23 protein-coding genes are annotated in these 23,674 nt (G+C 76.8%); 7 read left to right on the plus strand and 16 right to left on the minus strand.

Annotated features, from left to right (window positions below):
- Positions 1–22 precede the first annotated feature (22 nt).
- Both AB0N04_RS17525 and AB0N04_RS17530 read right to left on the minus strand, forming a co-directional pair.
- A complete protein-coding gene (locus tag AB0N04_RS17525) occupies positions 23–679 on the minus strand; it encodes an AAA family ATPase (protein WP_360209665.1) in 657 nt (218 codons plus the stop codon).
- 113 nt (positions 680–792) lie between these two features.
- The gene (locus AB0N04_RS17530) at positions 793–1,719 is read right to left on the minus strand and encodes an LLM class F420-dependent oxidoreductase (protein WP_360209663.1); all 927 of its coding nucleotides are present in this window, start codon (positions 1,717–1,719) and stop codon (positions 793–795) included.
- A gap of 141 nt (positions 1,720–1,860) precedes the next feature.
- On the opposite strand from AB0N04_RS17530, the gene AB0N04_RS17535 reads away from it, so the two are divergent.
- Both AB0N04_RS17535 and AB0N04_RS17540 read left to right on the plus strand, forming a co-directional pair.
- Positions 1,861–2,214, plus strand: coding sequence for a DUF6401 family natural product biosynthesis protein (locus AB0N04_RS17535; protein WP_360209661.1), 354 nt, complete (start codon positions 1,861–1,863; stop codon positions 2,212–2,214).
- 145 nt (positions 2,215–2,359) lie between these two features.
- Entirely contained in the window at positions 2,360–3,133 is a 774-nt protein-coding gene (locus AB0N04_RS17540) for an alpha/beta fold hydrolase (RefSeq protein ID WP_360209659.1), read from the plus strand.
- A gap of 16 nt (positions 3,134–3,149) precedes the next feature.
- Here AB0N04_RS17540 and AB0N04_RS17545 read toward each other — a convergent pair whose 3' ends face one another.
- The 8 genes from AB0N04_RS17545 to AB0N04_RS17580 form a co-directional block, all read right to left on the minus strand.
- Positions 3,150–4,982, minus strand: a complete 1,833-nt coding sequence (locus AB0N04_RS17545; protein WP_360209657.1) for a serine/threonine-protein kinase — start codon at positions 4,980–4,982, stop codon at positions 3,150–3,152.
- A gap of 204 nt (positions 4,983–5,186) precedes the next feature.
- Positions 5,187–5,609: a hypothetical protein gene (locus AB0N04_RS17550; protein ID WP_360209655.1), complete on the minus strand. Its 423-nt coding sequence runs from the start codon at positions 5,607–5,609 to the stop codon at positions 5,187–5,189.
- Entirely contained in the window at positions 5,606–6,370 is a 765-nt protein-coding gene (locus AB0N04_RS17555) for a class I SAM-dependent methyltransferase (RefSeq protein WP_360209653.1), read from the minus strand. The genes AB0N04_RS17550 and AB0N04_RS17555 overlap by 4 nt, the downstream gene beginning before the upstream one ends.
- Positions 6,367–7,146, minus strand: coding sequence for a DUF2071 domain-containing protein (locus AB0N04_RS17560; protein ID WP_360209651.1), 780 nt, complete (start codon positions 7,144–7,146; stop codon positions 6,367–6,369). The genes AB0N04_RS17555 and AB0N04_RS17560 overlap by 4 nt, the downstream gene beginning before the upstream one ends.
- A gap of 134 nt (positions 7,147–7,280) precedes the next feature.
- On the minus strand, positions 7,281–8,243 hold the full coding sequence (locus tag AB0N04_RS17565; RefSeq protein WP_360209649.1) for a DUF3419 family protein: 963 nt from the start codon (positions 8,241–8,243) through the stop codon (positions 7,281–7,283).
- Complete coding sequence (locus tag AB0N04_RS17570; RefSeq protein WP_360209647.1) at positions 8,240–8,641, minus strand: DoxX-like family protein; 402 nt, start codon at positions 8,639–8,641, stop codon at positions 8,240–8,242. The genes AB0N04_RS17565 and AB0N04_RS17570 overlap by 4 nt, the downstream gene beginning before the upstream one ends.
- A 303-nt stretch (positions 8,642–8,944) precedes the next feature.
- Positions 8,945–10,369, minus strand: a complete 1,425-nt coding sequence (locus AB0N04_RS17575; protein WP_360209645.1) for an MFS transporter — start codon at positions 10,367–10,369, stop codon at positions 8,945–8,947.
- A 7-nt stretch (positions 10,370–10,376) separates the two neighbouring features.
- On the minus strand, positions 10,377–12,206 hold the full coding sequence (locus tag AB0N04_RS17580) for a glycoside hydrolase family 15 protein (RefSeq protein WP_360209643.1): 1,830 nt from the start codon (positions 12,204–12,206) through the stop codon (positions 10,377–10,379).
- Positions 12,207–12,448: 242 nt separating this feature from the next.
- Here AB0N04_RS17580 and AB0N04_RS17585 point away from each other — a divergent pair, with 242 nt between their 5' ends.
- Positions 12,449–12,649 carry a hypothetical protein gene (locus AB0N04_RS17585; protein WP_360209641.1) on the plus strand — a complete coding sequence of 67 codons (201 nt, stop codon included), beginning with the start codon at positions 12,449–12,451 and terminating at the stop codon, positions 12,647–12,649.
- A gap of 87 nt (positions 12,650–12,736) precedes the next feature.
- Here AB0N04_RS17585 and AB0N04_RS17590 read toward each other — a convergent pair whose 3' ends face one another.
- Positions 12,737–15,412, minus strand: coding sequence for a LuxR C-terminal-related transcriptional regulator (locus AB0N04_RS17590; protein WP_360209639.1), 2,676 nt, complete (start codon positions 15,410–15,412; stop codon positions 12,737–12,739).
- 436 nt (positions 15,413–15,848) lie between these two features.
- Between AB0N04_RS17590 and AB0N04_RS17595 the strand changes: the two genes are divergently transcribed.
- Positions 15,849–16,370, plus strand: a complete 522-nt coding sequence (locus AB0N04_RS17595) for a hypothetical protein (RefSeq protein WP_360209637.1) — start codon at positions 15,849–15,851, stop codon at positions 16,368–16,370.
- A gap of 88 nt (positions 16,371–16,458) precedes the next feature.
- Positions 16,459–16,959: a hypothetical protein gene (locus AB0N04_RS17600; RefSeq protein ID WP_360209635.1), complete on the plus strand. Its 501-nt coding sequence runs from the start codon at positions 16,459–16,461 to the stop codon at positions 16,957–16,959.
- A 71-nt stretch (positions 16,960–17,030) separates the two neighbouring features.
- Here AB0N04_RS17600 and AB0N04_RS17605 read toward each other — a convergent pair whose 3' ends face one another.
- The 3 genes from AB0N04_RS17605 to AB0N04_RS17615 all read right to left on the minus strand — a co-directional run bounded on the left by AB0N04_RS17605 (position 17,031) and on the right by AB0N04_RS17615 (position 18,644).
- The gene (locus AB0N04_RS17605; RefSeq protein WP_360209633.1) at positions 17,031–17,306 is read right to left on the minus strand and encodes an SHOCT domain-containing protein; all 276 of its coding nucleotides are present in this window, start codon (positions 17,304–17,306) and stop codon (positions 17,031–17,033) included.
- Positions 17,307–17,380: 74 nt separating this feature from the next.
- A complete protein-coding gene (locus AB0N04_RS17610) occupies positions 17,381–17,848 on the minus strand; it encodes a DUF6325 family protein (protein ID WP_360209631.1) in 468 nt (155 codons plus the stop codon).
- 205 nt (positions 17,849–18,053) lie between these two features.
- Positions 18,054–18,644: an isochorismatase family protein gene (locus AB0N04_RS17615; protein ID WP_360209629.1), complete on the minus strand. Its 591-nt coding sequence runs from the start codon at positions 18,642–18,644 to the stop codon at positions 18,054–18,056.
- A gap of 161 nt (positions 18,645–18,805) precedes the next feature.
- Between AB0N04_RS17615 and AB0N04_RS17620 the strand changes: the two genes are divergently transcribed.
- Positions 18,806–19,831: a helix-turn-helix domain-containing protein gene (locus tag AB0N04_RS17620; RefSeq protein WP_360209627.1), complete on the plus strand. Its 1,026-nt coding sequence runs from the start codon at positions 18,806–18,808 to the stop codon at positions 19,829–19,831.
- Here AB0N04_RS17620 and AB0N04_RS17625 read toward each other — a convergent pair.
- Positions 19,803–21,302, minus strand: a complete 1,500-nt coding sequence (locus tag AB0N04_RS17625) for a HAMP domain-containing sensor histidine kinase (protein WP_360209625.1) — start codon at positions 21,300–21,302, stop codon at positions 19,803–19,805. The genes AB0N04_RS17620 and AB0N04_RS17625 overlap by 29 nt on opposite strands.
- Positions 21,299–22,015, minus strand: coding sequence for a response regulator transcription factor (locus tag AB0N04_RS17630; RefSeq protein WP_360209623.1), 717 nt, complete (start codon positions 22,013–22,015; stop codon positions 21,299–21,301). The genes AB0N04_RS17625 and AB0N04_RS17630 overlap by 4 nt, the downstream gene beginning before the upstream one ends.
- 229 nt (positions 22,016–22,244) lie before the next feature.
- On the opposite strand from AB0N04_RS17630, the gene AB0N04_RS17635 reads away from it, so the two are divergent.
- Entirely contained in the window at positions 22,245–23,600 is a 1,356-nt protein-coding gene (locus tag AB0N04_RS17635; RefSeq protein WP_360209621.1) for a ferredoxin reductase family protein, read from the plus strand.
- The last annotated feature ends 74 nt before the right edge of the window (positions 23,601–23,674 follow it).

Here is a 23,674-nt window from a genome sequence, read left to right on the forward strand (position 1 = left end):
GCCCGGCGCGGACCCGCCGAGACTACGACGCCGGGAAGTCGATCTCCCGCAGGGCGCGCGCGGCGGCGCGGTCGAGTACCACGGTCGACGCACACCCGGCCGGCGGCCGGCCCGAACCGGTGAGCCGGCTCCGCAGCCGTCCGACGGCCGCCCGGTGCCGGGCGAAGGCGTAGCGGGAGACCCCCTGCCCCCGGTGCTGCTGGCCGTCCCGCGCCTCGGCCGGCCCGACGTCCAGCAGCAGCAGGTGCACCCGGCGGCCCTGCCGGGCGGCGGCGCGCACCAGCCAGCCCCGCACCCAGGGCTGGGTGCCGCAGTCGTGCACCACCAGGGGCCCGCCGGCCAGCACCGCGCGGCGCAGCCGCCGGTAGTGCGCGATGCGCACCAGCGGGCGGTAGAGGGCGTACGGGAGGCCGGCGGGCAGCCGGGCCGCGTACTCCTCGCGGACCAGCTGGGAGTCGACCAGCGGGACGCGCGCGCAGCGGCGCATCAGGGTGCTCTTGCCGCTGCCGGGCAGCCCGGAGACGACCAGCAGGTCCCCGGCGGGGTAGTGCAGCGCCGCCGGGCCGGGGCCGCGGCGCAGGTCGTGCAGACCGGGCGGCACCCGGACCGCCCGGTGGGCGGGGGCGCGCGGCGGCGGCACCCGGGGCGCCGCCGCCTCCGCCGTTCTCGTCCTGGTCACCGGGCCTCCCCCCGCCGTTCCTCCCCCTGGAGCATTACGCATTCCCAAGGGCGAGTAAAGGCCGGAGGTCGGGGCGGGTACGGACGGCCCGGGCCCGGCCGGGCCGGAACGGTTCAGCCGAGCTGCGGGGCGACCCGGGCGGCGATCAGCTCCAGGTGGTCGAGGTCGTCCAGGTCGAGGATCTGCAGGTAGATCCGCGCGCTGCCGACGGCGGCGTAGCGTCCGATCTTCTCGACCACCTCGTCCGGGGTGCCGGCCAGGCCGTTGGCCCTCAGCTCGTCGGCGTCCCGGCCGATCGCGGCGGCCCGGCGGGCCACCTCGGCGTCGTCCCGGCCGACGCAGGCGACCAGGGCGTTGGAGTACGCCAGCGCGTCGCCCGGGCGCCCGGCCCGCTCGACCGCGGCCCGGACCCGGCCGAACTGGGCGGCGGTGTCCTCCACCGACGCGAAGGGCAGGTTGAACTCGTCGGCGAACCGGGCGGCCAGCGCCGGGGTCCGGCTGGGCCCGTGCCCGCCGACCAGCACCGGGATGCGCTCCTGGGCGGGCTTGGGCAGCGCCGGGGAGTCGGTCAGGGTGTAGTACTGCCCGGCGAAGTCGAAGGTGTCGCCGAGCTTGGTGTTCCACAGGCCGGTGATGATCGCGAGCTGTTCCTCCAGCCGCCCGAACCGCTCCTTGGGGAAGGGGATGCCGTACGCGGTGTGCTCCTCCCCGTACCAGCCGGCGCCGAGGCCGAACTCGACCCGCCCGCCGCTCATCGCGTCCACCTGGGCGACCTGGATCGCGGTGACCCCCGGCAGCCGGAAGGTGGCGGCGGTCATCAGGGTGCCGAGGCGGATGGTGCGGGTGTCGCGGGCGAGGCCGGCCAGGGTGATCCAGGCGTCGGTCGGCCCGGGCAGTCCGGAGGCGTCCCCCATCCTGAGGTAGTGGTCGGAGCGGAAGAAGGCGCTGAAGACGCCGAGGTCCTCGGCGGTCCGGGCGACCGTCAGGAGGGTCTCGTAGCTCGCGCCCTGCTGCGGTTCGGTGAAGATGCGAAGATCCATGGGGACCATTCTGGTACGGACCACCCGCCGCTCAGCACAGAGAACCGGCCATGTCACGGAACGTCCGGAAGGTGGCCAAGCTCTCAGCACGGAACCGTCACGGGGCGCCGATCCGCCACCCGGCTCCCCTACCGTGGACGGATGTTCGCCCACCCCGACGAGTCCTTCCGGCGCTCCCCCGACGAGCCGGCGGCCTGCCCGCTGCCCGGCATCGTCGCCGCCTTCACGCCCCGGCTGGCCGAGCTCGCCTTCGAGCCCGCCCTGGTCGCGGCGGTCGACCAGCACGTCGCGATGCTGCGCGAGCTGCTGTACGCGCAGGGGCCGGAGCTGGCGCCGCAGCGGCTGGAGCGCGCGGAGCTCTCGGACTACGCGGTGGGCTTCCTGGACGCGCTCGCCGAGATCGGCTGGCGGGAGCCGGTGGGGTACGACTACGCGGTGCACCGGCTGACGGCGATCTGCTGGCTGGTGCGCGAGCAGCGCCTGCTGGAGGCCTGACCGGCCCGCACCCGGCACCACCTCACCGCACCCGGCACCCCCGCACCGCGGCCCGGCCTCCTCGGTTGAACGGCCCGACCGGCGGGCCGGAGCCGACGCGTACAGTGACGGTCGGGGACGGACGGCAGGACGGGAGGGTGCGGCCATGAGCAGCGACACGATGGGCGGCCGGACGGTGGGCGGCGGCACGACGGCCGGCGGCGTGCCACTGCACCGGCCGCTGCAGTGGCGGATCCGGCCGGCGGCCCCGAGCGCCGCGGTCGTCGTGCTGCACGGCGGCGAGGAGCACAACCTCTCCCGGCCCGGCCCGGTCAACCTGCCGCTGCTGCGGATGCACGGCTTCCTGCGGTCCCTGGCCCGGGAGACCGCCGGGGCCGGGGTGGCCGTCGCCACCGTCCGCTACCGCCACCGGGGCTGGAACGGCGGGCGCGCCGACGCCGCCCGGGACGCCCTGGCCGCACTGGACGAGCTGGCGCGGGAGCTGGGCGAGGTGCCGACCGTCCTGATCGGGCACTCGATGGGCGGGCGGGCCGCCCTGCAGGCCGGCGGGCACCCCAGCGTCACCGGCCTGGTCGCCCTCGCCCCCTGGTGCCCGCCCGAGGACCCCTGCGAGCAGCTCGCCGGGCGCGACGTGCTGCTCCTGCACGGCGACCGGGACCGCATCACCCCGCCCGCCGAGACCCGGGCCTTCGCCGCCCGCAGCCGGGCCGCCGGCGCCCGGGTCTGCGGCTACAGCGTCACCGGCAGCGGCCACGCGATGCTCCAGCGGATCCCCGACTGGCACCGGGCCACCACCCGGCTGGCCACCGCGGTGCTCGGGCTGCGCCCGCTGCCCGCCGAGACCGCCGCCGCCCTCGCGCTGCCGGCCGCCTCGCCGGAGGCCCTCACCCTCCCGCTGCCCCGTCAGCCGCGCGGCTGACGGGGCCCCGGCCCGGTCAGCCGGCGCGCGGGTAGCTGCGCCGGTTGACGCCCTTGGGGTCTGTCTCCAGGTAGCCGGTGCCGTAGTCGTCGGCCAGGTAGACCTTGATGCTGGGGGTGCCGTCGAACATGTCGGGGTCGATCATCAGGTACCGCATGGTCGGCTTCGGGACGTTCAGGGTGTCCTGGGCGCGCTGGAGCAGCGTGGGGATCACGTCCCAGTTGTAGAGCCCGAGGTCGACCGGCTTGGTGTCGCCGATCAGCGTGCCGCCCGGGGAGCGGGTCGCCTTGCCGTCCCGGATGGTGATGTCGTCGTAGAGCTTTCCGCCGGCCGCGGCGGCGACCTCGGCGGTGGCGTACTCGGGGTAGACGACGAGCTTGTACACCTTGCCGCCGGCGGCGTAGGGCTGCAGCGCGGCGACCGTCCGGCGCACGCCGTCCGGGGTCAGCAGGTTGACCTTGCCCGAGGGCTGGGCGGCCGGGGTCGCGGCGGTGGAGGCCGGGGCCGTCTGGTCCGGCGCCGCCCCGGGGGCCGTCGTCGAGGCGGGCGCCGCGGAGGCGGGCGGGGCCGCGGCGGTGGCCGAGGGGGTGGTCCCGGCGGTCGGGGTCCGGCCGGTGGACGCGTCGCCCTGGCTGAGGTAGAGCGCGCTGCCGCCGCCGGCGAGCAGCACTGCGGCGGCCGTGAGGGCGAGCACCCTCCGCCGGGCCTTCCGGGTGCCCGCCGGCTCGGGGTGGCCGGGGCCGGTCGGGAGCGTCGCGGGGGCCTGGAAGCCGGTCGGCACCCGGTCCGCCGGCGGCGCGAACGGACCGCCGGCGAACGACCCGCTGTCGGAGGGACCTCCGGCGAACGACCCCGTGGCGAAGGACCCGCCGGCGGACGGCCCGGTGATCGGACCGGTGGCGAACGGGCCGGTGGCGAACGGGCCGGTGGCGGGGGGCGCGGGCTGCCCGGCGCCGAGCCGCACGGTGCCGGTCGGGTACGGCGCGCCCTCCCCCGCCCCGTGGGCCGCCTCGTACTCGGCCGCCGCGAGGGCCCGGTCGAGCTGCTCGGCGTCCGGCCGCAGCGCCGGGTCCTTGCCCAGCAGCGCGGACAGCAGCGGCCCGAGCCGCCCGGCCCGGACCGGCGGCGGCAGCGGCTCGTCCAGGACGGCGGCCAGGGTGGCCAGGGTGGTCGCCCGGCGCAGCGGGTGGCTCCCCTCGACCGCGACGTACAGCAGCATGCCGAGGGACCACAGGTCGGAGGACGGGTTGCCCTCCTGGCCGCGGATGCGCTCCGGCGCGATGTACTCGGGCGAGCCGATCAGCGCACCCGTCGCGGTGAGGGCGGTGGCGTCCTGGATCGCGGCGATGCCGAAGTCCGCGAGCACCGGGGTGCCGTCCGGGCGCAGCAGCACGTTGGCGGGCTTGACGTCCCGGTGCTGGATGCCGACGGCGTGGGCGGCCCGCAGCGCGGACAGCACGCCGCGCCCGATCCGGGCCGCCTCCGCGGTGCCGAGCGGGCCGTGCGCCAGCCGGTCGGCGAGGCTGCCGCCGCTGACCAGCTCCATCACCAGCCAGGGGTGCGGGTGTTCCGGGGTGTCGACGATGTGGTGGATGACCACCACGTTCGGGTGCTGGAGGCGGGCGAGCGCCCGCGCCTCGCGCAGCACCCGCTCGCGCAGCTCGCGGGCGGCGTCCGGGTCGGCGGCGGCCATCGCCGGGTCGGGCGGGCGGACCTCCTTGAGCACCACCTCGCGGTGCAGCGCGTTGTCGCGGGCCCGCCAGACCACGCCCATGCCGCCGCCACCGAGCTGCTGGAGCAGTTCGAAGCGGCCGTCGACGAGGCGCTGTTCCGCCCCAGCTGTGTTCATGGCGGCCATCGTAGGAGGCGCCACCGACCGCGCGGACGGCGGCGGGGGCCAGCGACGCGGCCGGGTACGCACGATGCCGTCGCCGCACCGGTGCGGCCGTCGGCGCCGCAGCTGCGGACGGGCCCTGGCCCCGGGTGCGGACGGGCGGCGGTCACCGGACCGGTCGTACACCGTCCGGTCCGGGCCGGGGTGCCCCGGCGCCGCTCACCACACCTGCCAGAGGGCGGCCGCGAAGACCGCCGTCACCCACGTCCAGAGCACGGACAGCGCGACGTGCGCGGCGGTGCGCAGGGCGTCGCCGCGCCACAGCTTCGGGGAGAACACCACGAACTCGAAGAGCCAGCGCAGCCCCCAGAACACGGTCTGACCGGCCAGCAGCACGGTGCCCAGCCGGCCGCCGGCCAGCAGGTCGGGGGCGAGGCAGAGCGGCAGCAGGCCGAACAGGGCGCAGACCAGGCCGATGAAGAAGACGTGGACGTAGGAGACCTGGCGGGTCAGCAGGGTGGTGCCGGCCAGGTCGGCGGGCCAGCCGACCGCCCAGGGCAGCACCGCGTGGCCCACCCCGAGCCCGACCAGGACCAGCCCGACCAGGCGCAACTGGCCTTCCACGGTCAGGAGTTCGCTCATCCCTCGGCGCTCCGGAAGGCGACGGCGGCGACCAGCCCGGCGATCCGGCGTTCGGCGGCGGGCCGCAGCCCGGCCTCGGCGGCGTGCCCCAGCCACACCGACCGGGGCAGGAAGTGCCAGGCCCCGGGGCCGTAGGCGGCGATGTTGGCGGCGTCGCGCAGGTGCTCGACCAGCAACAGCGTGCCGCCCGGCCGCAGCGCCCTGGCGACCTCGGCGAACAGCGCGCGGCGGTCCGCGGGGCGGCGCAGCTCGTGGGCGGCGAAGACGGCGAACACGGTGTCCAGCGAGTCGGTCGCGGCGGGCAGCTCGCCCGGGCGGGCGGGCACGGTGCCGGGGGCGGGCGGCACGTGCCGGCGGGCCCGCCGGATCGAGCCCTCGGTGGTCAGCGCCGGGTCGTAGAGGTCGGCGACGCGCTGGTGCGCGGCGGGGTGGCGGGCGGCGATCGGGCGGCTCACCTCGTCGAGCCCGGCGGAGACCACCAGGTGGGTGCCGGGGCCGTCGGGCAGCAGCGCGGGCAGCCAGTCGTAGGTGTGGAGCTCGGAGCGGTCGTAGACGCACCAGGTGGCGAGGGTGCTGACGAGGAGGTGGGCCGCCGCGGTGGCGGCACCGGCCCGGGCGAGCGCGGCGGCCGGCCCCGGCAGGCGGCGGGCCGCCGCCCAGCCGCCGGCCGCGGTCAGGACGCCGGCCGTGTACAGCGGCCAGTTGTAGCGGATCACCTCGCGGACGCCGGAGGGGCGCCGCGCCGGCGGGGCGGCGGTCACCGGGCCGCCCCCTCGAGGGTGCGGCGGCTGCCGCGCTCCCAGCCGTAGTCGAGGTCGGCGACGTGGAAGGCGTTGGCGAGCACCGGGCGGCTCCCGGCCAGCGGGCCGTGGTCGAAGAAGGTCAGCCGCGGCACCTCGACGCTCACCGGGACGGGCTGCCAGGCGGTGCGGGTGGCCTTGACCACGATCACCGACCGGGTCTGCGGCTCGTACTCGAAGGTGTAGGGCAACGGGCCGGCGAACCGGCGGGCGGCCCGGGCGTCCGCGAAGGGGCTGCCCGGCGGCAGGGCGGCCGGGGCGCCGCCCAGGTCGGCGCGCACGTGCAGGTCGGCGTGGCCGTCGCCGCTGAGGACCTTGAACTCCAGGGTGTCGCCGACCACCCGGGTGCCGATCCGGGCGTGGCGGTAGTGGTAGCGGGTGAGGAGGTTGCCGCCGACGGTCATCAGCCGGCTGTCGGTGTCGGAGCGCAGGATCCGCAGGCCCCGCATGGTCCGCCCGCCGGGGGTGGGGAAGCGGGTGAAGACCCGGTAGCCGGTGAGGATGAAGTCGCGGCCGAACCGGGCCGGCAGCCCGGCCGGGCGCAGCGCGCGGGTGTCGACCACGGCGGCCGCGACGAAGCCGTGCTCGGTGCCGGCCGGGTCGGTGTAGGTGTCCAGGGCGAGCCCGGGCGGCACCAGCGGGGCCAGCAGCCGGGGCGGCAGCGCGTAGGTGAGGACGAGGGAGTGCGCGAAGCGGGTGCGGATCGGCACGGGATGGCGCTGGAGGAGGTGTCGCATGGTCGACTCCGTTGGTCGGTCGCGGTGTTCGGGCGGGCTGCACCGGTGTCGGGGTGGGCTACGCCGGTGTCGGGGTGGGCTACGCCGGTGTCGGGCCGGGATCGGCCGGTGTCGGGCTGGGCTGCGCCGGAACCTCAGAGGCGGACGACCCGGACGACGCCCCACAGCGGGCAGCGGTCCTCGGCGGCGGCGCCGGGGCCGGCGGGGCCCGGTTCGCGGATGCTGCGCAGCACCGCGACGCCGCCGGGCCGGACGGCGTGCCGCACGGCGGCGCGCAGCCGGCGGGCGAAGGCCTGGTCGGGGCCGTCCAGGACGTTGGAGAGCGTCACCGCGTCGTAGCTCCCGACCGGGGAGCGTTCGAGGTGGCCGAGGACGTCGCCCCGGAGCAGCCGGACGGGCGGTGCGCCGCCGCCCTGGTCGTGGCCGGGCGGTGCGCCGACGGGCAGCTCGCCGGCGGGCGGTCCGGCGACGAGCGGTCCGCCGACGGGCAGTTCGCGGCCGAGCAGGAGCCGCCAGGCCCACGGGTTGTCGGCGTTGGGGTGGCGGGCGAAGCCGCGGGCCAGTCGGGCCCGCAGCACCGTGTCGAAGCGGCGCGGCAGTACGGCCCGGAACGCCGGGTGCAGGCCGCCCGCGAGCGCGCCGGCCGGGCGGAGCGCGGCGCCGAGCAGCAGCCGCAGGCCCGGGCCGTCGAGGTGGCGGTGCCAGTGGCGGGCCTGCGCCGCCGGGTCGTCGAGGCGCAGGAACCGTTCCAGTGCCGCCGGGCGCCAGGCCGGCAGGGCGGTCGCGGCGGCGGCCCTGCCGAGGGCGAGCAGGCGTTCCGCGGCGCCGGTGGCGGCGGGCGCACCGGCGGTCAGCCTGGCCCGGGCGTAGGCGAGTTGGGCGGGGTTGAGGTCCACCGCGGTGACCCGGTGCCCGGCGGCGGCCAGCGCGGCGGCGGTGTCCCCGGCGGAGGCGATGCACAGGACGCGGGCGCCGGGCGCCGGGAAGGCGGCGAGTTCAACGCCGGGGTCCTCGTACATCCGGCCGAACAGCAGGCCGGGCCGGCGGGGTTGCAGACTGAGCAGCCGGCCGTCGGCCCAGGGGGTCCGGGCGCTCACGCGGTCACCGCCGCGCGGGGGGCGGGGTGGCGCCGGGTGGCGGCGACGGTCCAGATCAGCGCGAGGAAGGCGAGGTCCTGGACGATCAGCCGGCCGGGTTCGGGGATCTCGTCGGAGCCGAAGAGCAGGCCGCCGGTGTTGAAGGCGACCACCAGGGCGGTCTGCACGAGGGCCGCGAGGCGGGCCCGGCGGCCGGTCAGCACCCAGAGGCCGAGGGCGAGTTCGGCCGCCCCGATGGCCAGCAGCAGGGGTGTCACCGCCCACCCCGGGAGCAGCGGCACGGACTCCACGATGGCCCGCTGGTCCGCCCGGCCCGGCCAGATCTTGCACCAGAGCCCTTCGTAGGCCCACATCAGCGCCACCGCCCCGGCGGCGAACCTGTTCTGCCACGGTGTCACGGCTCCCCCTTCCTCCTGCTGCCTCGCCGGGGCGCGACGGCGCCGGGGTGCGGCGGGGCAGCACGGGACGGCCCCGCACCGCCGGTCACGGCCGGGAGCGTCCGCTCGGCATCATCATGGCGCACGCCTTTGAACGCGTTCAACTCGGGGTTCTCCCCCTGAGCCCGGTCGCCGCCCGTCACCCTCCCAGCAGCGGCGGGCCCGGCACCGGCCGGTGCCCGGCGGGTCGCCGGGGCCTCACCCCATCGGACCAACCCCCGGGCCGGCCCGCCGCCCGGCACGCCCCCGACCGGGCCGGGGCGCTCACCCCTCCCGGCTGCCGGCCGGCCCGGATCCGGGATCGGCGCCGCGCGGCAGCAGCAGGGCGGCGCCGAGCCCGACCAGGCCCAGCAGCGCGAGCGCCAGCATGGCCGCGCCGTAGCTGTCGCGGGTGAGTTCGGCGACCAGGATGGTGCCGGCGACGGCGGTGCCGAGCGAGGAGCCGAGGTTGGAGATGCTCCGGGAGAGCCCGGAGATCGCGCCCTGCTGACTGTCAGGGAAGCTCGACTGCACCACGTTGACGGAGGCCGTCAGCATCAGGCCCAGCCCCAGGCCGATCAGCAGCAGTCCGGGGGTGAACGCCCACACCCCGTCGAAGGACCGCACGAGCAGGAGCAGCAGCAGGATGCCGGCGACGGTGACGACGAACCCCGTGACGATGAGCGTGCGCTGGCTCCAGCGCCGGGCCAGCCGCTCGGCGCTGAGGGAGGTGGCGAGCAGCCCGACCGTCGCCGCGGTGAAGACGGCGCCGGAGGCGATCGCGCTGTAGCCGCGGACCACCTGGAGGTAGGCGCCGACGGTGAACGACGCGCCCATCAGGACCAGCCACTGGGCGTTCTGGGTGACCAGGCCCAGGTTGGCGGTGCGGTCGCGGAAGAGGGCGAGCGGGAGCAGCGGTTCGCGGCCGGCCCGTTCCCGGCCGCGGATCCAGAGGAAGAACCCGGCCAGCACGGCGGCACCGGCGACCAGCAGGGCGATCATCAGCCAGGCGTTGGTGTCGGCGGCGAGGATGCCGGTGACCACGAGGACCAGGCCCACCGCGGACAGCACCGCCCCGACGACGTCGAAGCGGACGGACGGATCGGGCGGCCGCGGGTCCTTCAGCTTCCGGCTGAGCCACATGATCACCACGATGACCAGGACCTGGAAGCCGAAGTTGGCGCGCCAGCTGATCCAGGTGGTCAGCAGTCCGCCGATGAGCGGCCCGGCGGCCGCGCCGATCCCGCCGAGGGCCATGATCGCGCCGAAGGCCCGGGCCCGGACGGCCGTCCCGGTGAACAGCAGGGTCGTCAGGATGTAGACGGGCGGGATGAGCAGGGCGGTGCCGACGCCCTCCAGGATCGAGTTGCCGACGATCAGGCCCGCCAGGCCCGGGGTGAGCGCGCTGATCAGCGCGCCGATCCCGTAGACGCCGAGCCCGGTCATCAGGCAGCGCTTGCGGCCGTAGCGGTCGGCGAGCTTGCCGCCGGGGATCATCAGCGCGGCCATCACCAGCAGGAACACCGTGATGGCGACCTGGATGCCCTGGACCGTCGTGTCGAGGTCCTCGCTCATGTCGTTGATCATCACGTTCATGCTGGACCCGGCGAAGCTGCAGATGAACTGGGCCAGGGCCAGCGGCACCAGGACCGCGCGGGCCGCCCCGGCGGGCGCGGCGGGTACGGATGCAGGTGCGGATGCGGGTGCCACGGCGGCCTCAGGCCGAGTGCCGGCGGTCGAGCTCCTCGTCGAGCGCCATGGCGGCGTCGATGAGGGCGAGGTGGGTGAACGCCTGCGGGAAGTTGCCCAGTTGCTCGCCGGACGGGCCGATCTCCTCGGCGAAGAGGCCGACGTGGTTGGCGTAGGTGAGCATCTTGTCGAAGGCGTAGCGGGCCTGCTGCAGCCGCCCGGCCCGGGCGAGGGCCTCGACGTACAGGAAGCTGCACAGGTTGAAGGTGCCCTCCGAGCCGCGCAGGCCGTCGGGCGAGGCGGCCGGGTCGTAGCGGTAGACGAGGCTGTCGCTGACGAGCTCGCGGTCCATCGCGTCGAGCGTGGAGAGCCAGGCCGGGTCGTTCGGGGCGAGGAAGCCCACCTTGGGCATGAGCAGCAGGGAGGCGTCCAGGACGTCGGTGGCGTAGTGCTGGGTGAAGGCCGCCCGGTCGGCGTTCCAGCCGCGGTCGACGATCTGGTCCAGGACGGCGTCCCGGGTCTCCTCCCAGCGGTCCAGGTCGGCGGGGCGGGAGAACGTGCGGGCGGTCCGGACGGCCCGGTCGAAGGCGACCCAGCACATCAGCCGGCTGTAGGTGAAGTCCTGACGGCCGCCGCGGGTCTCCCAGATGCCCTCGTCGGGGCGGTCCCAGTGCTCGGTGAGCCAGTCGACCAGGCCGCGGAAGGCGCGCCAGCCCTCCAGGGTGCCCATGGTGCCGTCGGTGGCGAAGGCGTAGGCGGCCTCCCCGTAGATGTCGAGCTGGAGCTGGTCGGAGGCGGCGTTCCCGGCCCGGACCGGCGCCGAGCCGCGGTAGCCCTCCCAGTGGCCGAGGACCTCCTCCGTGAGGTGGGGGTCGCCGTCGATCCGGTACATGATCTGCAGCGGTTCGCCGGCGCGGCCGGCCGAGGCCTCGACCCGCTCGCGGACCCAGCGGCGGAAGGCGAGCGCCTCCTCCTCGAAACCCAGGCCGGTCAGCGCGTGCAGGGACAGCGAGGCGTCGCGGATCCAGGTGTAGCGGTAATCCCAGTTGCGTTCGCCGCCGACCTGCTCCGGCAGGCCCATGGTGAGGGCGGCGATCGGCGCACCGGTGGGGTGGTAGGTCAGGAGCTTGAGGGTGACCGCGGACCGGTCCACCATCTGGTGCCAGCGCCCCTGGTAGCGGGACCGCGCCAGCCAGCCGTACCAGAAGTCGCGGCAGCGGTCGAAGTCGGCGGTGGTGGGCTCGTCGCCGGGCGGCGGGGGCGCGGCGTCGCCCGCGGGCGCGGCGGTGAGGGCCACGATCGCCGTCCCGCCGGCGTCCAGGGTGAACCGGGCGGTGACGTCCTCGCCGTCCGGCTGCAGCACGACCGGGGCGGTGGTCTGGAGGAAGAGGTCCTGGTCCGGGCCGTGCAGCACCGCGTTGCGCTCGTCCGTCAGGGTGAGCCGGTGCCGGGCCCGGCCGTAGTCGAAGCGCGGCCGGCACTCCAGCACGAAGGGCACGCTGCCGCGGATGACCCGGGCGACCCGGACGATCCGGTGCCGCGGGCTCGGCGTGCGCGAGGTGTCGGGGACCATGAAGTCGACGACCTCGGCGACGCCGCCGGCCGACAGGAACCTGGTCACCAGGATCGCCGTCCCGGGCAGGTAGAGCTGCTTCACCGCGGCGTCGGTGATCACGCCCCGGTCGACGGCCAGCCGGCAGCGCCCGCCCCCGGCGTGGTCCAGCAGGGAGGCGAACAGGCTGGGCGAGTCGAAGCGCGGCGCGCACCACCAGTCGATGTCGCCGTCGGTGGACACCAGGGCGGCCGTCTGGAGGTCGCCCACCATGCCGTGCTCCGCGATCGGGGGGTAGTGGCTCATGGGACCTCCCTGGCCGGGGCCGTGGACCTGCCTGCCCGGTCACGGTAGGAGCGGCGCGCGGGTGCCCGGATCACCCCCGGGGGGTGACCGGCGGGGGCGGTGGGCGGACGGGCCCGCCGCCCGGCCGGGCCGGGGCCTCGGTCACCTCGGGGGGGTGATGCGGGGCCCGGGCCGGGCGGCGCAGGCTGGGTCCGACGGTCGAAGGACGACCGCGGGGTCCGGCCGGAGGGAGGAGAGGCCCGGTGCGTTACGAGATCCGTGTCGCCGGACTGCTGCAGGACATCACCGTGCGCGAGGGGTTCCCCGAGCTGGACAGCACGATCGTCGCCGGCCAGACGGTGCTCTTCGGCGACGTGGTCGACGAGGCCCACCTGTACGGGCTGCTGAACCGCTGCCAGGCCCTCGGACTGACGGTGACGGAGTTCCGCCGGCTGCAGGAGTGACCGGCGGCGGGAACGACCGACCACAGGAGCGAGCAGCTGCAGGAGTGACCGCCGGCGGGAATGACCGACCGCAGGAGCGAGCGGCCGTCACTCCTCGTCGAGCAGGTGCATCCGGGCGGCCGTCCGCAGGGCTTCCCGGCGGGTGGTGGTCGCCAGCTTGCGGTTGATGCTCTTCAGGTGCGTCTTGACGGTGTTCGGGGACAGGAAGAGGTCGTCGGCGATCTCCTGGGTGGACATCATCCGCCCGACCCGGGCCAGGACGTCGCGCTCCCGCTCGGTCAGCGGGTCGACGGGCCCGGCGGGGCCCGGCGCCGCCTCGCCGACGGCCTGCCGGCGCGTGCGGGCCGGCCCCGCGGGCGGCAGCAGGTCGTCGGGGAGCCAGGGGTGCGCCTCGGCGAGGCTCGGGTGGCGCAGCAGCTGGTGGCGGACCCAGGGGCCGCACTCGCGGAAGGGCCGGCGGAGCCGCTCGGGTTCGGCGGCCCGGAGCGCCTGGGCCAGCAGCTGCGGCCCGGCGGCGTCCGCGTGGGCGGCGCCGGCCCGGGCGAGCAGCAGCAGGGCCCTGGTCCTGGTGGTGCTGCCGATCGCCGCGTCGGTGCGCAGCAGGTCGAGCCGGGAGAGCGCGTCGTCCGCGTCGTGGCCGGCCGCCAGCCGGGCGCTGCAGGACGCGAGGACGGAGTCCGGGGCGCCCCCGGGCACCTCGGCGACCGCGTCCACCGCGGCCTCGACGCGTCCGGCGGCGAGGTGCGCGGCGCAGGCGGCGACGGCGATCCGCTCGGCGCACCAGGGCGAGGGGTGCTCGGCGAGGTCGAGCCGCCTGGTCCGCTCCAGCTCGCTCAGCGCCGCGTCCGGGTCCCCCTGGGCGAGCCGCAGGTCGGCGTGGACCAGGCCGAGGCCGACGGCGAGCACCGGGTCGCCGGACGGCTCCGCGTGCCGCAGCGCGTCACGGGCCGCCGCGACGTCGTCGTGCTCGAGCGCCGCGCCCGCCAGCACCACGTCGCCGAGGTCGGTGCGGGCCTCCGCGGGCAGGCCGCACCGGTCCGCCTCCTCGTCCGCCCGGCGGACCCGGCGCTCCGCCCGGCCGGGCCGGCCCCGCAGGTAGTCGATGAGGGCGAGGCGGCACTGGCTGTCGTGGCGCAGCCGTGCGGTGGTGGCGGTGGCCGGGGCGGCCGCCGCCGCGGCGAGCGCCTCCCCCGCCTCGTCGAACCGGCCCTCCCAGAGCAGGGCCGAGCCGAGGTCGGCGTCGGCCTGGCCGAGCAGTTCGGGGTGCCGGTGCAGCGGCCCGGCCGGGGCCGAGCGCCCGAGCCGGTGGGCCCGCCGGGCGGCGCCGCCGGCCAGCTCGGCCGAGCCGAGCAGCCGGCCCGCCCCGGCCCGCAGGCCGGCGGCCGTGATCCGGGCGGTGGTGTCCTCGGGCGACAGCCGCGGTTCGGCGCGGTCCAGCGCCCGGACACCGGCGGCCACGTCCTCGTCGGAGAGCCGGACGGCCGCCCGGACCAGTTCGGCGTCCGGGGTGTGCGCGGTGGGCGGCATCCGGGAGAACAGCGCGCGCAGTCGGCCCGCGGAGGGGCCCGCGGAGAGTTCGCCGACGGCCAGCTGGTCGATGAGCAGCCGGGCGGCGAAGTCCCAGGCCCCGCCCGCGACGGCGTGTTCCAGGGCGGCGCGCTGCTGCCCGTCCTCGTCGAACCAGTGGGCCGCGCGCCGGTGCAGCTCCTCCGGCAGGCCCGGGTCGGCGGCGTGCAGGTGCAGCCGGAGCGTCTCGGCGAACAGCGGGTGCAACCGGTACCAGCCGCCGGGAAGCAGGTCGACGAAGGCGTTGGCCCGGTGCAGGCCGGCCAGGATGCGGCCGCCGTCCTGCCGGCCGGTGAGCGCGTCGGCGAGCCCGGGGTGCAGCCGCGGGAAGAGGCTGGTGCGCAGCAGCAGGTCCTGGGTGTGCGCCGGCTGGGTGCGCAGCACCTCGGCGAGCAGGAAGTCCGGCACGCCGGTGTGTTCGGCCCCGATCTGCTTCAGGTAGGTGTCGGGGTCGTCGGCGTGCTGGGCGGCCAGGGCCAGCAGGCGCAGTCCGGCGCTCCAGCCCGCCACCCGCTCGTGGACCGCAGCGACGGTGTCCGGGCCGAGGTCCAGCCCGTGCCGGCGCAGGACGCCCTCGGCCTCGGGCAGCCGCATCGCGAGGTCGGCGGCGCGGATCTCGCCGAGCCGGCCCTCGGCGCGGTAGCGGTGCAGCGGCAGCAGCGGCTCGGTGCGACCGACCAGGACGAGGCGCAGGCGGCCGCGGGTGTGGCGGACCAGTTCGTGCAGCTGCTCGGCCGGCCGCGGGTCGGTGATCTGCTCGAACTCGTCCAGGACGAGCACGACCGGTTCGTCGCGGCCGCCGATCCAGTCGGCGAGGCGGAGCAGCAGGGAGGGTTCGACCCGGTCGGCGTCGGCCGGTGCGCCGATGCGCGCGGGCAGCGGCTGCCCCGCGTGGCGCAGGGCCGCGAGCACGTACGACCAGAAGCAGCCGGGGCTGTCGTCGGAGGCCTCCACCGTCAGCCAGGCGGGCCGCCCGGGGGGCCGGCCGTGCTCGGTCCAGTCCGCGACCAGCAGGGTCTTGCCGGCGCCCGCCGGTCCGTTGACCAGCGTGACCGGGAGCCGCACGGCCTCGTCGAGCCGCCGGACGAGGCGGTCCCGGCGGAGGAAGGCGGCCGGGGCCAGCGGGGGCTCCAGCCGGGTGACGAGCACCGGGTCGCCGTTGGGGAGCTCCACCGGCGGGAGCGGGGTCCTGCGCATGTGAACCATCGGGAGCCACCGCCTGACGGCCTCGGCACGGGGGTTCCGCGGCCGGGGGCGGGTGTCGGGGAACGGACGGGGCGGGGGCCGCCCGGGGTGGAACCGCCGCCGGCCCGGCGAAGATCCACCCGAACCACGGTAGCCCCGGCGGGCCGCCGACCGCCATCGCAGTCGGTGACGGCCGCGGGGCCGACGGCCTCACCTGATCCGGGTGAAGCCGCCCGCCCGGCGGCGGCGCATGATCGCGGGAGAGGGCCCGTCGCACCGGCGCCCGAACGGGTGGCCGCGGGCGGGGTGACCGGCCGGCCGGTGACCCGGGCCGAAAAACCAGCCGGCCGGTGACCCGGGCCGGGAGAACCGACCACCGGCAGACCATCGGCACCGCGCCGGCGCCCGTCCGGCCCTCCGGAGCACCCGCCGGAACAGGAGAGCGACCTTGACCCACTCGGAACGGTCACCGGCCCGCGCGCCCGCCCGGGACCGGGCCCGGGGCCCGCAGCGCACCGACTACGCCGGTGCCGTGTACGGCTCCCTGCTCGCCGCCTCGGTGATCGCCGCCTCCGGCGTGAACGCGTCGATGCCGCGGCTCTCGCTGATCGTGCTGCTGGTGGTCACCGGTGTCGTGTTCTGGCTGGCCCACGTGTACGCCCGCCTCGCCGGGGACCGCGAGGCCGGGCGCACGGTGGGCTGGCGGGACGCCCGCGAGGTGGGCCGGCACGAGTGGTCCATCGTGGAGGCGGCCGCGCTGCCGGCCCTCGCGGTGCTGGTCAGCCCCTGGCTCGGCTCCGGCGACAGCGCCTGGCTGGCGCTCGGCGTCGCGGTGGCCCAGCAGGTGGCCTGGGCCACCCTGGGCGCGCACCGGGCCGGTGCGTCCCGGCGCCAGGTCGTCGCCGAAGGCTTCGTCAACCTCCTCCTCGGTCTGCTCATCGTCGCCGCGAAGGTGGCGGTCGGGCACTGACCGACCCACCGGACTCCGGCCCGGACGGCGGAGACCGGTCGCACAACCGAAAACCGGCAGGCACCCCCCTCGACACCCGGAGGAACCCATGGCCGCCACCGCCCCGAAGTGGGGACCCCGTCCCCCGATCAGCTACACCGAGTCCGACCTGGCCGGCTCCGGCCTGGTGGTCTTCGCCGGCGTGCTGCTGTCGCTGCTGGCCCTGTTCAACGGTCTGGACGGCATCGCCGCCATCGCCAACTCGCACGTCTTCATCGGCGACGCCCACTACGTCTTCGGCGACCTGCGGATCTGGGGCTGGGTCGTCCTGGCCGTGGCAGCCGTCCAGGCCGCCGCCGCGGTGGGCATCCTCGTCCAGCGGGCGCAGTGGGCGCGCTGGACCGGCGTGGTGGCCCTGGTCGTCAACGCCTTCGTCCAGATGGCCTTCCTGCCGTCCTACCCGCTGTGGTCGCTGACGATCATCGCCGTGGACGTCGTGGGCATCTACGGCCTGACCGCCCACGGCGCACCGGTCGCACCGCCCGTGGCCGACCCCGGGCCGCCGCCGCCCGTCGCGGGCGCCCCGCGCGGAGACGGCGGAGGCGTCTGAGGTTCCGCGTCCCGTGCGGATGACCGCCCCCGGCCCGTCCGGCCGGGGGCGGTCATCCGCCGTTCGACGACTCAGCCCGCGAGCACCCGCTGCTTCTGCGCCGCGAACTCCTCGTCGGTCAGCACCCCCTGTTCGTGCAGCTGTGCCAGCTGCTGCAGCTGGCCGATCTTGTCGTCCATCCCCGGCTGGGGCGCAGCCGCGGGCGGCGGCGCGGCGGGCGCGGGCTCGGGCGGCGCCTCCTGGGCGGCCCACCGGCCGGCCTGGCGACGCGACACCCGGTTGGACACGGCGGTCGCCGTCCCGGCGACGACCGCGGTACGCGCGACTCCGCGCAACAGTCCCGGCATGACCGAGCTCCTTCCTCGTACGTGTGCGTGCTCCGCGTCCGCGTGCGTCCTGCTCGTACGCGGGCGTGGCGGTGTCAGCCGCCGGACGGCTCCCGGGCCTCCAGGGCCTCCAGCGACTGCAGCAGCTGCGGGACCGGGATCCGGCCGCTGGCGACGACCTGCGCCTCGGACCGGCGCAGGGCGGCGGCGAGCGGTCCCGCCCAGGCGTTCTCGTACACCAGCACCCCGGCGGAGTTGCCGGGCGCCAGCAGGGCCGCGGCCTCGTCGAGGTCCTCGGCGTCCAGGATCCCGGACGACACGCCCTCGAACACGGCCAGGTCGAAGGTCCCGTCGCCGTCCAGGTCGGTGAGCTCCATCGCCAGGACGCTGCCGTCCTCGTCCCTGCGGACGAACGCGAAGTCGAGGATCCGGATGATGCCCCGGTCCACGAGGTCGACCAGCAGCGGAAGCCCTTCGCCCGTCATGCGGTTGCCCGGGAACTCCACGACCAGATAGTCGATGGGCCCGATCTCCCTGAGTTCCTCGTCCTGCTCCTCGGACATCGCACCGCTCCCTCCGCGGTCGTCACCCGGCCCGCTCCGCTGCCGGACCGGTTCTCTGCTGTCGACGCTACGGCTCCCGGCGCCGCCGGGGATCACCTGCACCGGGTGACGCGGAGGCCCCGGCCGGGCGCCGCGGCCCTTACCGCGCGGGTGCCGCCGCGGCCCGCCCGACCCCCGTGACGGGCGGGCCGCGGCACGGTGCGGGTCAGCCCAGGTCCGCCGGCGACTCGACGACCACCCCGTAGAGGTCGCCGATCGTCGCCAGCGCGGCGCGGTGGACCTGCTCGGCGCTCAGCCCGGTGCCGCCCGAGCTCAGCGGCCGGGTGGCGCAGGCCCGGGCGACGACGGTGGGCCGGTTGCCGCGCAGGAAGGCACCCGCGGTGGTGAAGGCCACGCACATGTGCGTCATGAAGCCGGCCACCACGACGTCCCGGTGCCCGGCGGCGTCGACCAGCTCGCCCAGCCCGGTGCCGACGAAGGCGTCCGGGGCCTTCTTGACCACGACCCGCTCGCCCTGCGCCGGCGCCACGCCGGGGTGGATCCGGCCGATCTCGGCGCGGACGTCGTACGGGGTGCCCTCCCCGCCGTCGTTGACCACGTGGATCACGGTGGCCCCCGCGGCCCGCGCCCGGGCGAGCAGCGCGGCGGCCTCGTCCAGCGCCTCGCGCCAGCCGTCGAGCTCCATCACCCCGCCGACGTAGGTGTTCTGGTAGTCGATCAGGATCAGGGTGGCGTCGGCGAGCGCGGCGGGCGTCTCGTCGAGGCCGTCGAGGGTGCGCAGGGTGGTCGTGGGCATGGGGTACCGCCTCGGGTCGGGTGTCTGGAGGATGGGCGGCCACGGCTGCGGTGGCCCGCATCGGAACGCTATGGCCGGCCCTCCGGTGTCGGCAATGTCGCCTAACATGCAGATTCCGACATCGCGTGTGAGCGGCCGAACCGGCCGGGGCAGGACCGGAGATGACCACCGTGACGCAGCAACGACTGATCGTCGTCGTCCTCTTCGAGGGCGTCGACCTGCTCGACGTCACCGGACCGCCGGAGGTGTTCTCGCTGGTCCGGCGGGAGACCGACGACGCGACGGGCTACCGCGTCGTCCTCGCCGCCGAGACCACGGCCCCGGTGACCACCGCCGCGGGCGTGCGGATCCTGCCCGACCTCACCTTCGACGAGGCCGCCGCCGCGGGCCCCATCGACACCCTGCTGGTGCCCGGGTCGGTCGAGGTCGACGAACTGCGCCGGGTCCACCCGCTCACCGACCCGGCCGTGGTGGACCGGGTGCGCACGCTCGCCGGGCGCTCGCGCCGGGTCGCCTCGGTGTGCGTCGGCGCGCACATCCTCGCCGCCGCGGGGCTTCTCGACGGCCGGCGCGCCACCACCCACTGGTCGACGGCCGCGCGGCTCGCCGCCGAGTACCCGCAGATCGAGGTGGACGCCGATCCGATCTTCATCCGCGAGGGCGAGGTCTGGACCGGCGCCGGCATCAGCGCCTGCCTCGACCTCGCCCTCGCCCTGGTCGCCGACGACTTCGGCGAGGCCCTCGCGCTGCGGGTCGCCCGCCAGCTCGTGATGTACCTCAAGCGCCCCGGCGGGCAGAGCCAGTTCAGCGTCCCGCTGGAGCCGGTGTCCACCACCCGGCGGGTCGAGGAGCTGCGCCACCACATCCTGCGCAACCTGCCCGGCCGGCTCACCGTGCCCGACCTCGCCGCCCACGCGCACATCGGCGAACGGCAGCTGACGAGGATCTTCAAGACCGAACTCGGCACCACCCCGAGCGCCTACGTGGAGTCCGCCCGGCTCGAACTCGCCCGCCGGCACCTCGAGTCCACCGACGCCACGCTCGACCGGATCGCCACCGACTGCGGGTTCGGCACCACCGACACCCTGGTCCGCGCCTTCCGCCGGCGCCTGGACACCACCCCGACCGAGTACCGGCAGCGCTTCCGCACCGGAGCCGCTACGGAGGGGCCGGCAGCCGCACGGTGAACGCGGTGCGCCCCGGGCCGCTGGCCGCGTCCACCGTGCCGCCGTGCGCCCGGACCACCGCGCGCACGATCGACAGGCCCAGCCCGGTCGAGCCGGTCGACCGCGAGCGGGCCCGGTCGCCCCGGACGAAACGCTCGAACATCCGCTCCGCCAGCTCGGGGGCGATCCCCGGCCCGTCGTCGACGACCGCCAGCCGCACCTCGGCCCCGGCGCGCTCCAGGCTCAGCTCGACCCCCGTCCCGGCCGGGGTGTGGGCCCGGGCGTTCGCCAGCAGGTTGACCACCACCTGGCTCAGCCGGTGCTCGTCCCCGCGCACCAGCACCGGCTCCGCCGGCAGCGCCAGCCGCCAGCGGTGCCCCGGCCCGGCCGCCCGCGCGTCCGCCAGCGCGTTCAGCGCCACCCGGGTGAGGTCCACCTCGGCGTCGGCCAGCGGCCGGCCCGCGTCCAGGCGCGCGAGCAGCAGCAGGTCCTCGACGATCGCGCCCATCCGCACCGCCTCGGCGTCGATCCGCTCCAGCGAGTGCCGCACCGGCCCCGGCACCGCACCGGGGTGGCGCAGCGCGAGCTCGGCGTGCCCGCGGACCGCCGCCACCGGGGTGCGCAGCTCGTGGCTGGCGTCGGCGGCGAAGGCCCGCAGCCGCTCCTCCACCGCGTGCCGGCTGGCCAGGGCGTCCCCCACGTGCCCGAGCATCCGGTTGAGCGCCGTGCCCACCCGGCCGACCTCGGTGCGCGGGTCGTCGTCCGGCACCCGCTCCGCCAGGGTGACGGCGCCGCTGGCCAGCGGCAGGCCGGCGACCCGTTCGGCGGTGCCCACCACCCGGTCCAGCGGGCGCAGCGACCAGCGCACCCAGACCGCTCCGGCGGCGCCCGCCCCGGCCACGGCGAGCGCGAAGACCGTCAGCTCCAGGGTCGCCAGCCGGTCCACGGTGTCCTCCGCCGGGCGCAGCGGCAGCCCGCTGACCAGCACGTCGCCGTCCCGGCCGGCGACCGCGCGGACCCGGTAGCGCCCCTGCGCCCCGCCCAGGTCGACGGTGCCCGCCGACCCGCCGACCGGGAGCGCGGCCAGCGCCCGCTGCTCGGCGGGCGAGAGCGCCACCCTGTCGTCGTCGCCCAGGCCGTCCGCGTCGTCGGCGTCGCCGTCGACCACGCCGGCCGCGGTGACCCGGCCGTCCAGCAGCCGCACGCCCAGGGTGCCCGGGGTCTGCGCCCGGGTGTCGGTGCCGCCGCCGCCCTGGCCGGCGTGTTCGAGGCTGGCGGCGTAGCGACCGCCCGAGTCGGTGAGCTGCTGGTCCAGCCGGTCCACCAGGAAGTGCCGCAGGGCGGCCGTGGTGGCCAGGCCCACCGCCGCGCAGGTCACCACCAGCAGCACCAGCAGGCCGGCGATCAGCCGGGCCCGCAGCGTCCGCGGCACCAGCCGGGCGGCCCGGCGGCGCAGACCGCGGCGCCGGCGACCGGCGGGCCCGCCGCTCACGGCGCGGCCTTGATCAGGTACCCGGCACCGCGCACGGTGTGGATCATCGGGGGCCGGCCGGCGTCCAGCTTCTTGCGCAGGTAGCTGATGTACAGCTCGACGACGTGCGCCTGCCCGCCGAAGTCGTAGGACCAGACGGCGTCCAGGATCTGCGCCTTGCTCAGCACCTGGCGGGGGTGGCGCATCAGGTGGACGAGCAGCGCGTACTCGGTCGGGCTGAGGTCGACCGCCTCCCCGCCGCGGGTGACCTCGCGGGCCCGCTCGTCGAGCACCAGGTCGCCGAGCACCAGGGCGTGCGCGGGCGGCGGACCGGCCGCACCCGGCGGGGCCGCCCGGCGCAGCAGCCCGCGCAGCCGCACGACCACCTCGGCCAGACTGAACGGCTTGGTCACGTAGTCGTCGCCGCCCGCCGCGATCCCGGCGATCCGGTCCTCGACGGCGTCCCGGGCGGTCAGGAAGAGCACGCGCACCTCGGGCCGCTCGGCGTGCAGCCGGCGCAGCACCTCCATGCCGTCGAGGTCGGGCAGCATCATGTCCAGGACCACGGCGTGCGGGCGCCAGAGCGCCGCGGCGCGCACGGCCGCCCCGCCGGTGGTCGCGCCGCGCGCCTGCCAGCCCTCGTAGCGGACGGCGCCGCAGACCACCTCGACCAGGTCCGGCTCGTCGTCGACGACGAGGACCCTCCACTCCTGCCGCTCGGCGGTGTCGTCCACGGTGCTCCCTCGGTACGCGGTCGGCGGCGTTCATTCTGACCGCCCGCGATGAGAAAGTCCTGAGACCGCGGGGCCCGGTGGGCACCCCGTCGCACCGGCTCCGACCTGCGGGAACGCGGCCCGGGCGGCCGCCGGGAGCGGCCCCGGTTCAGAGGCGGCTCAGAGGTTGCGGTGCGATCGTGGTGCGCCCCGGCGGTGCTCGCCGCCGGGACGGAAGGAGTGATCCCCGATGGCCACCGCAGCACCACCGCGACCCGCCGGCCCGGCCCACCGGGCGGCGCGCCGCCCACCCGTGGCCGCCCCGCCCCGCCTGGTGCTCGCCCTGGTCGCCGCCGGCGCGCTCGGCGTCCTCGCGCTCTGGTGGTCAGACACCCCGGTGGTGGCAGGCCCGGCCGGGTGGCTGACCGGAGCGGGCCGGATCACCGGCCTGCTCGCCGGCTACGCGGCCCCGGTGCTGCTCCTGCTGATGGCCCGACTGCCGCCGCTGGAACGCGGGGTCGGTGCCGACCGGCTGGCCCGCTGGCACGCCTTCGGCGGTCGCTGGCTGGTGGCCGCGGTGTCCGTGCACGTGCTGTCCGTCGTCTGGGGCTACGCGCTGACCGACGGGCGCGGCCCGCTCGCCGAGGGCGTGGAGATCGTCCTCCACTTCCCCGAGATGCTCAAGGCCGCCCTGGCCACCCTGCTGATGCTGGGCACCGGCGCGGTGTCCGCCCGCGCCGCCCGCCGCCGGCTCTCCTACGAGACCTGGTACTACCTGCACCTGGCGACCTATCTCGCCGTCGCCCTGGCCTTCGGCCACCAGTTGGCCACCGGGGCCGACCTCGGCGACGGCCCGGCCCGCGCCGCCTGGTACGCCCTCTACCTCGGCACCGCCGCCCTGATCGGCTGGTACCGGCTGGCCGGACCGTGGCTGCTCGACCGCCGCCACCGGCTGCGGGTGGCCGAGGTCCGGCCGGAGGGCCCCGGCGTGGTGTCGCTCTTCGTCACCGGTCGGCGGCTGGACCTCCTGCGGGCCGAGCCCGGCCAGTTCTTCCGGCTGCAGTTCCAGGCGCCCGGGCTGCGCTGGGCCGCCAACCCGTACTCGCTGTCCGCACCGCCGCACCCGGACTTCCTGCGCTTCACCGTCAAGGACCTCGGCGGGCACAGCGCCGCGGTGGCCGCGCTGCGCCCCGGCACCCCGGTGCGCGCCGAGGGCCCGTACGGGGCGTTCACCGGGCGGCTGCAGCGGCGCGAGCGGGTGCTGCTGTTCGGGGCGGGGGTGGGCATCACCCCGCTGCGGGCACTGTTCGAGACGCTGCCGGGGGAGCTCACCCTCGTCCAGCGGGCCGCCCGGCCGCAGGACCTGCTGTTCCGGGCGGAGCTGGCGCAGGTCGCCCGGCGGCGCGGCGGCACGGTGCACGAACTGGTCGGCCCGCGGGAACGGGTCGGCGACCTGGGCGCCGCGCTCGCCCGGCTCGTCCCCGACCTCGCCGAGCACGAGGTCTACCTGTGCGGGCCGGAGGCGCTGACCGGGGAGGCGGTGCGGGCGCTGCGGGCCGCCGGGGTGCGGGCGGGGCGGATCCACCACGAGTCCTTCGCCCTCTGAGCCCGCCCCCACCGGCCCGGCCCGGCCACGCCGCCGTCCCGCCCGTCGCCGTCCTGCCCGTCGTCGTCCCGGCC

It is taken from the genome of Kitasatospora sp. NPDC051702 (genome assembly GCF_040681575.1).
Classification (GTDB): domain Bacteria; phylum Actinomycetota; class Actinomycetes; order Streptomycetales; family Streptomycetaceae; genus Kitasatospora.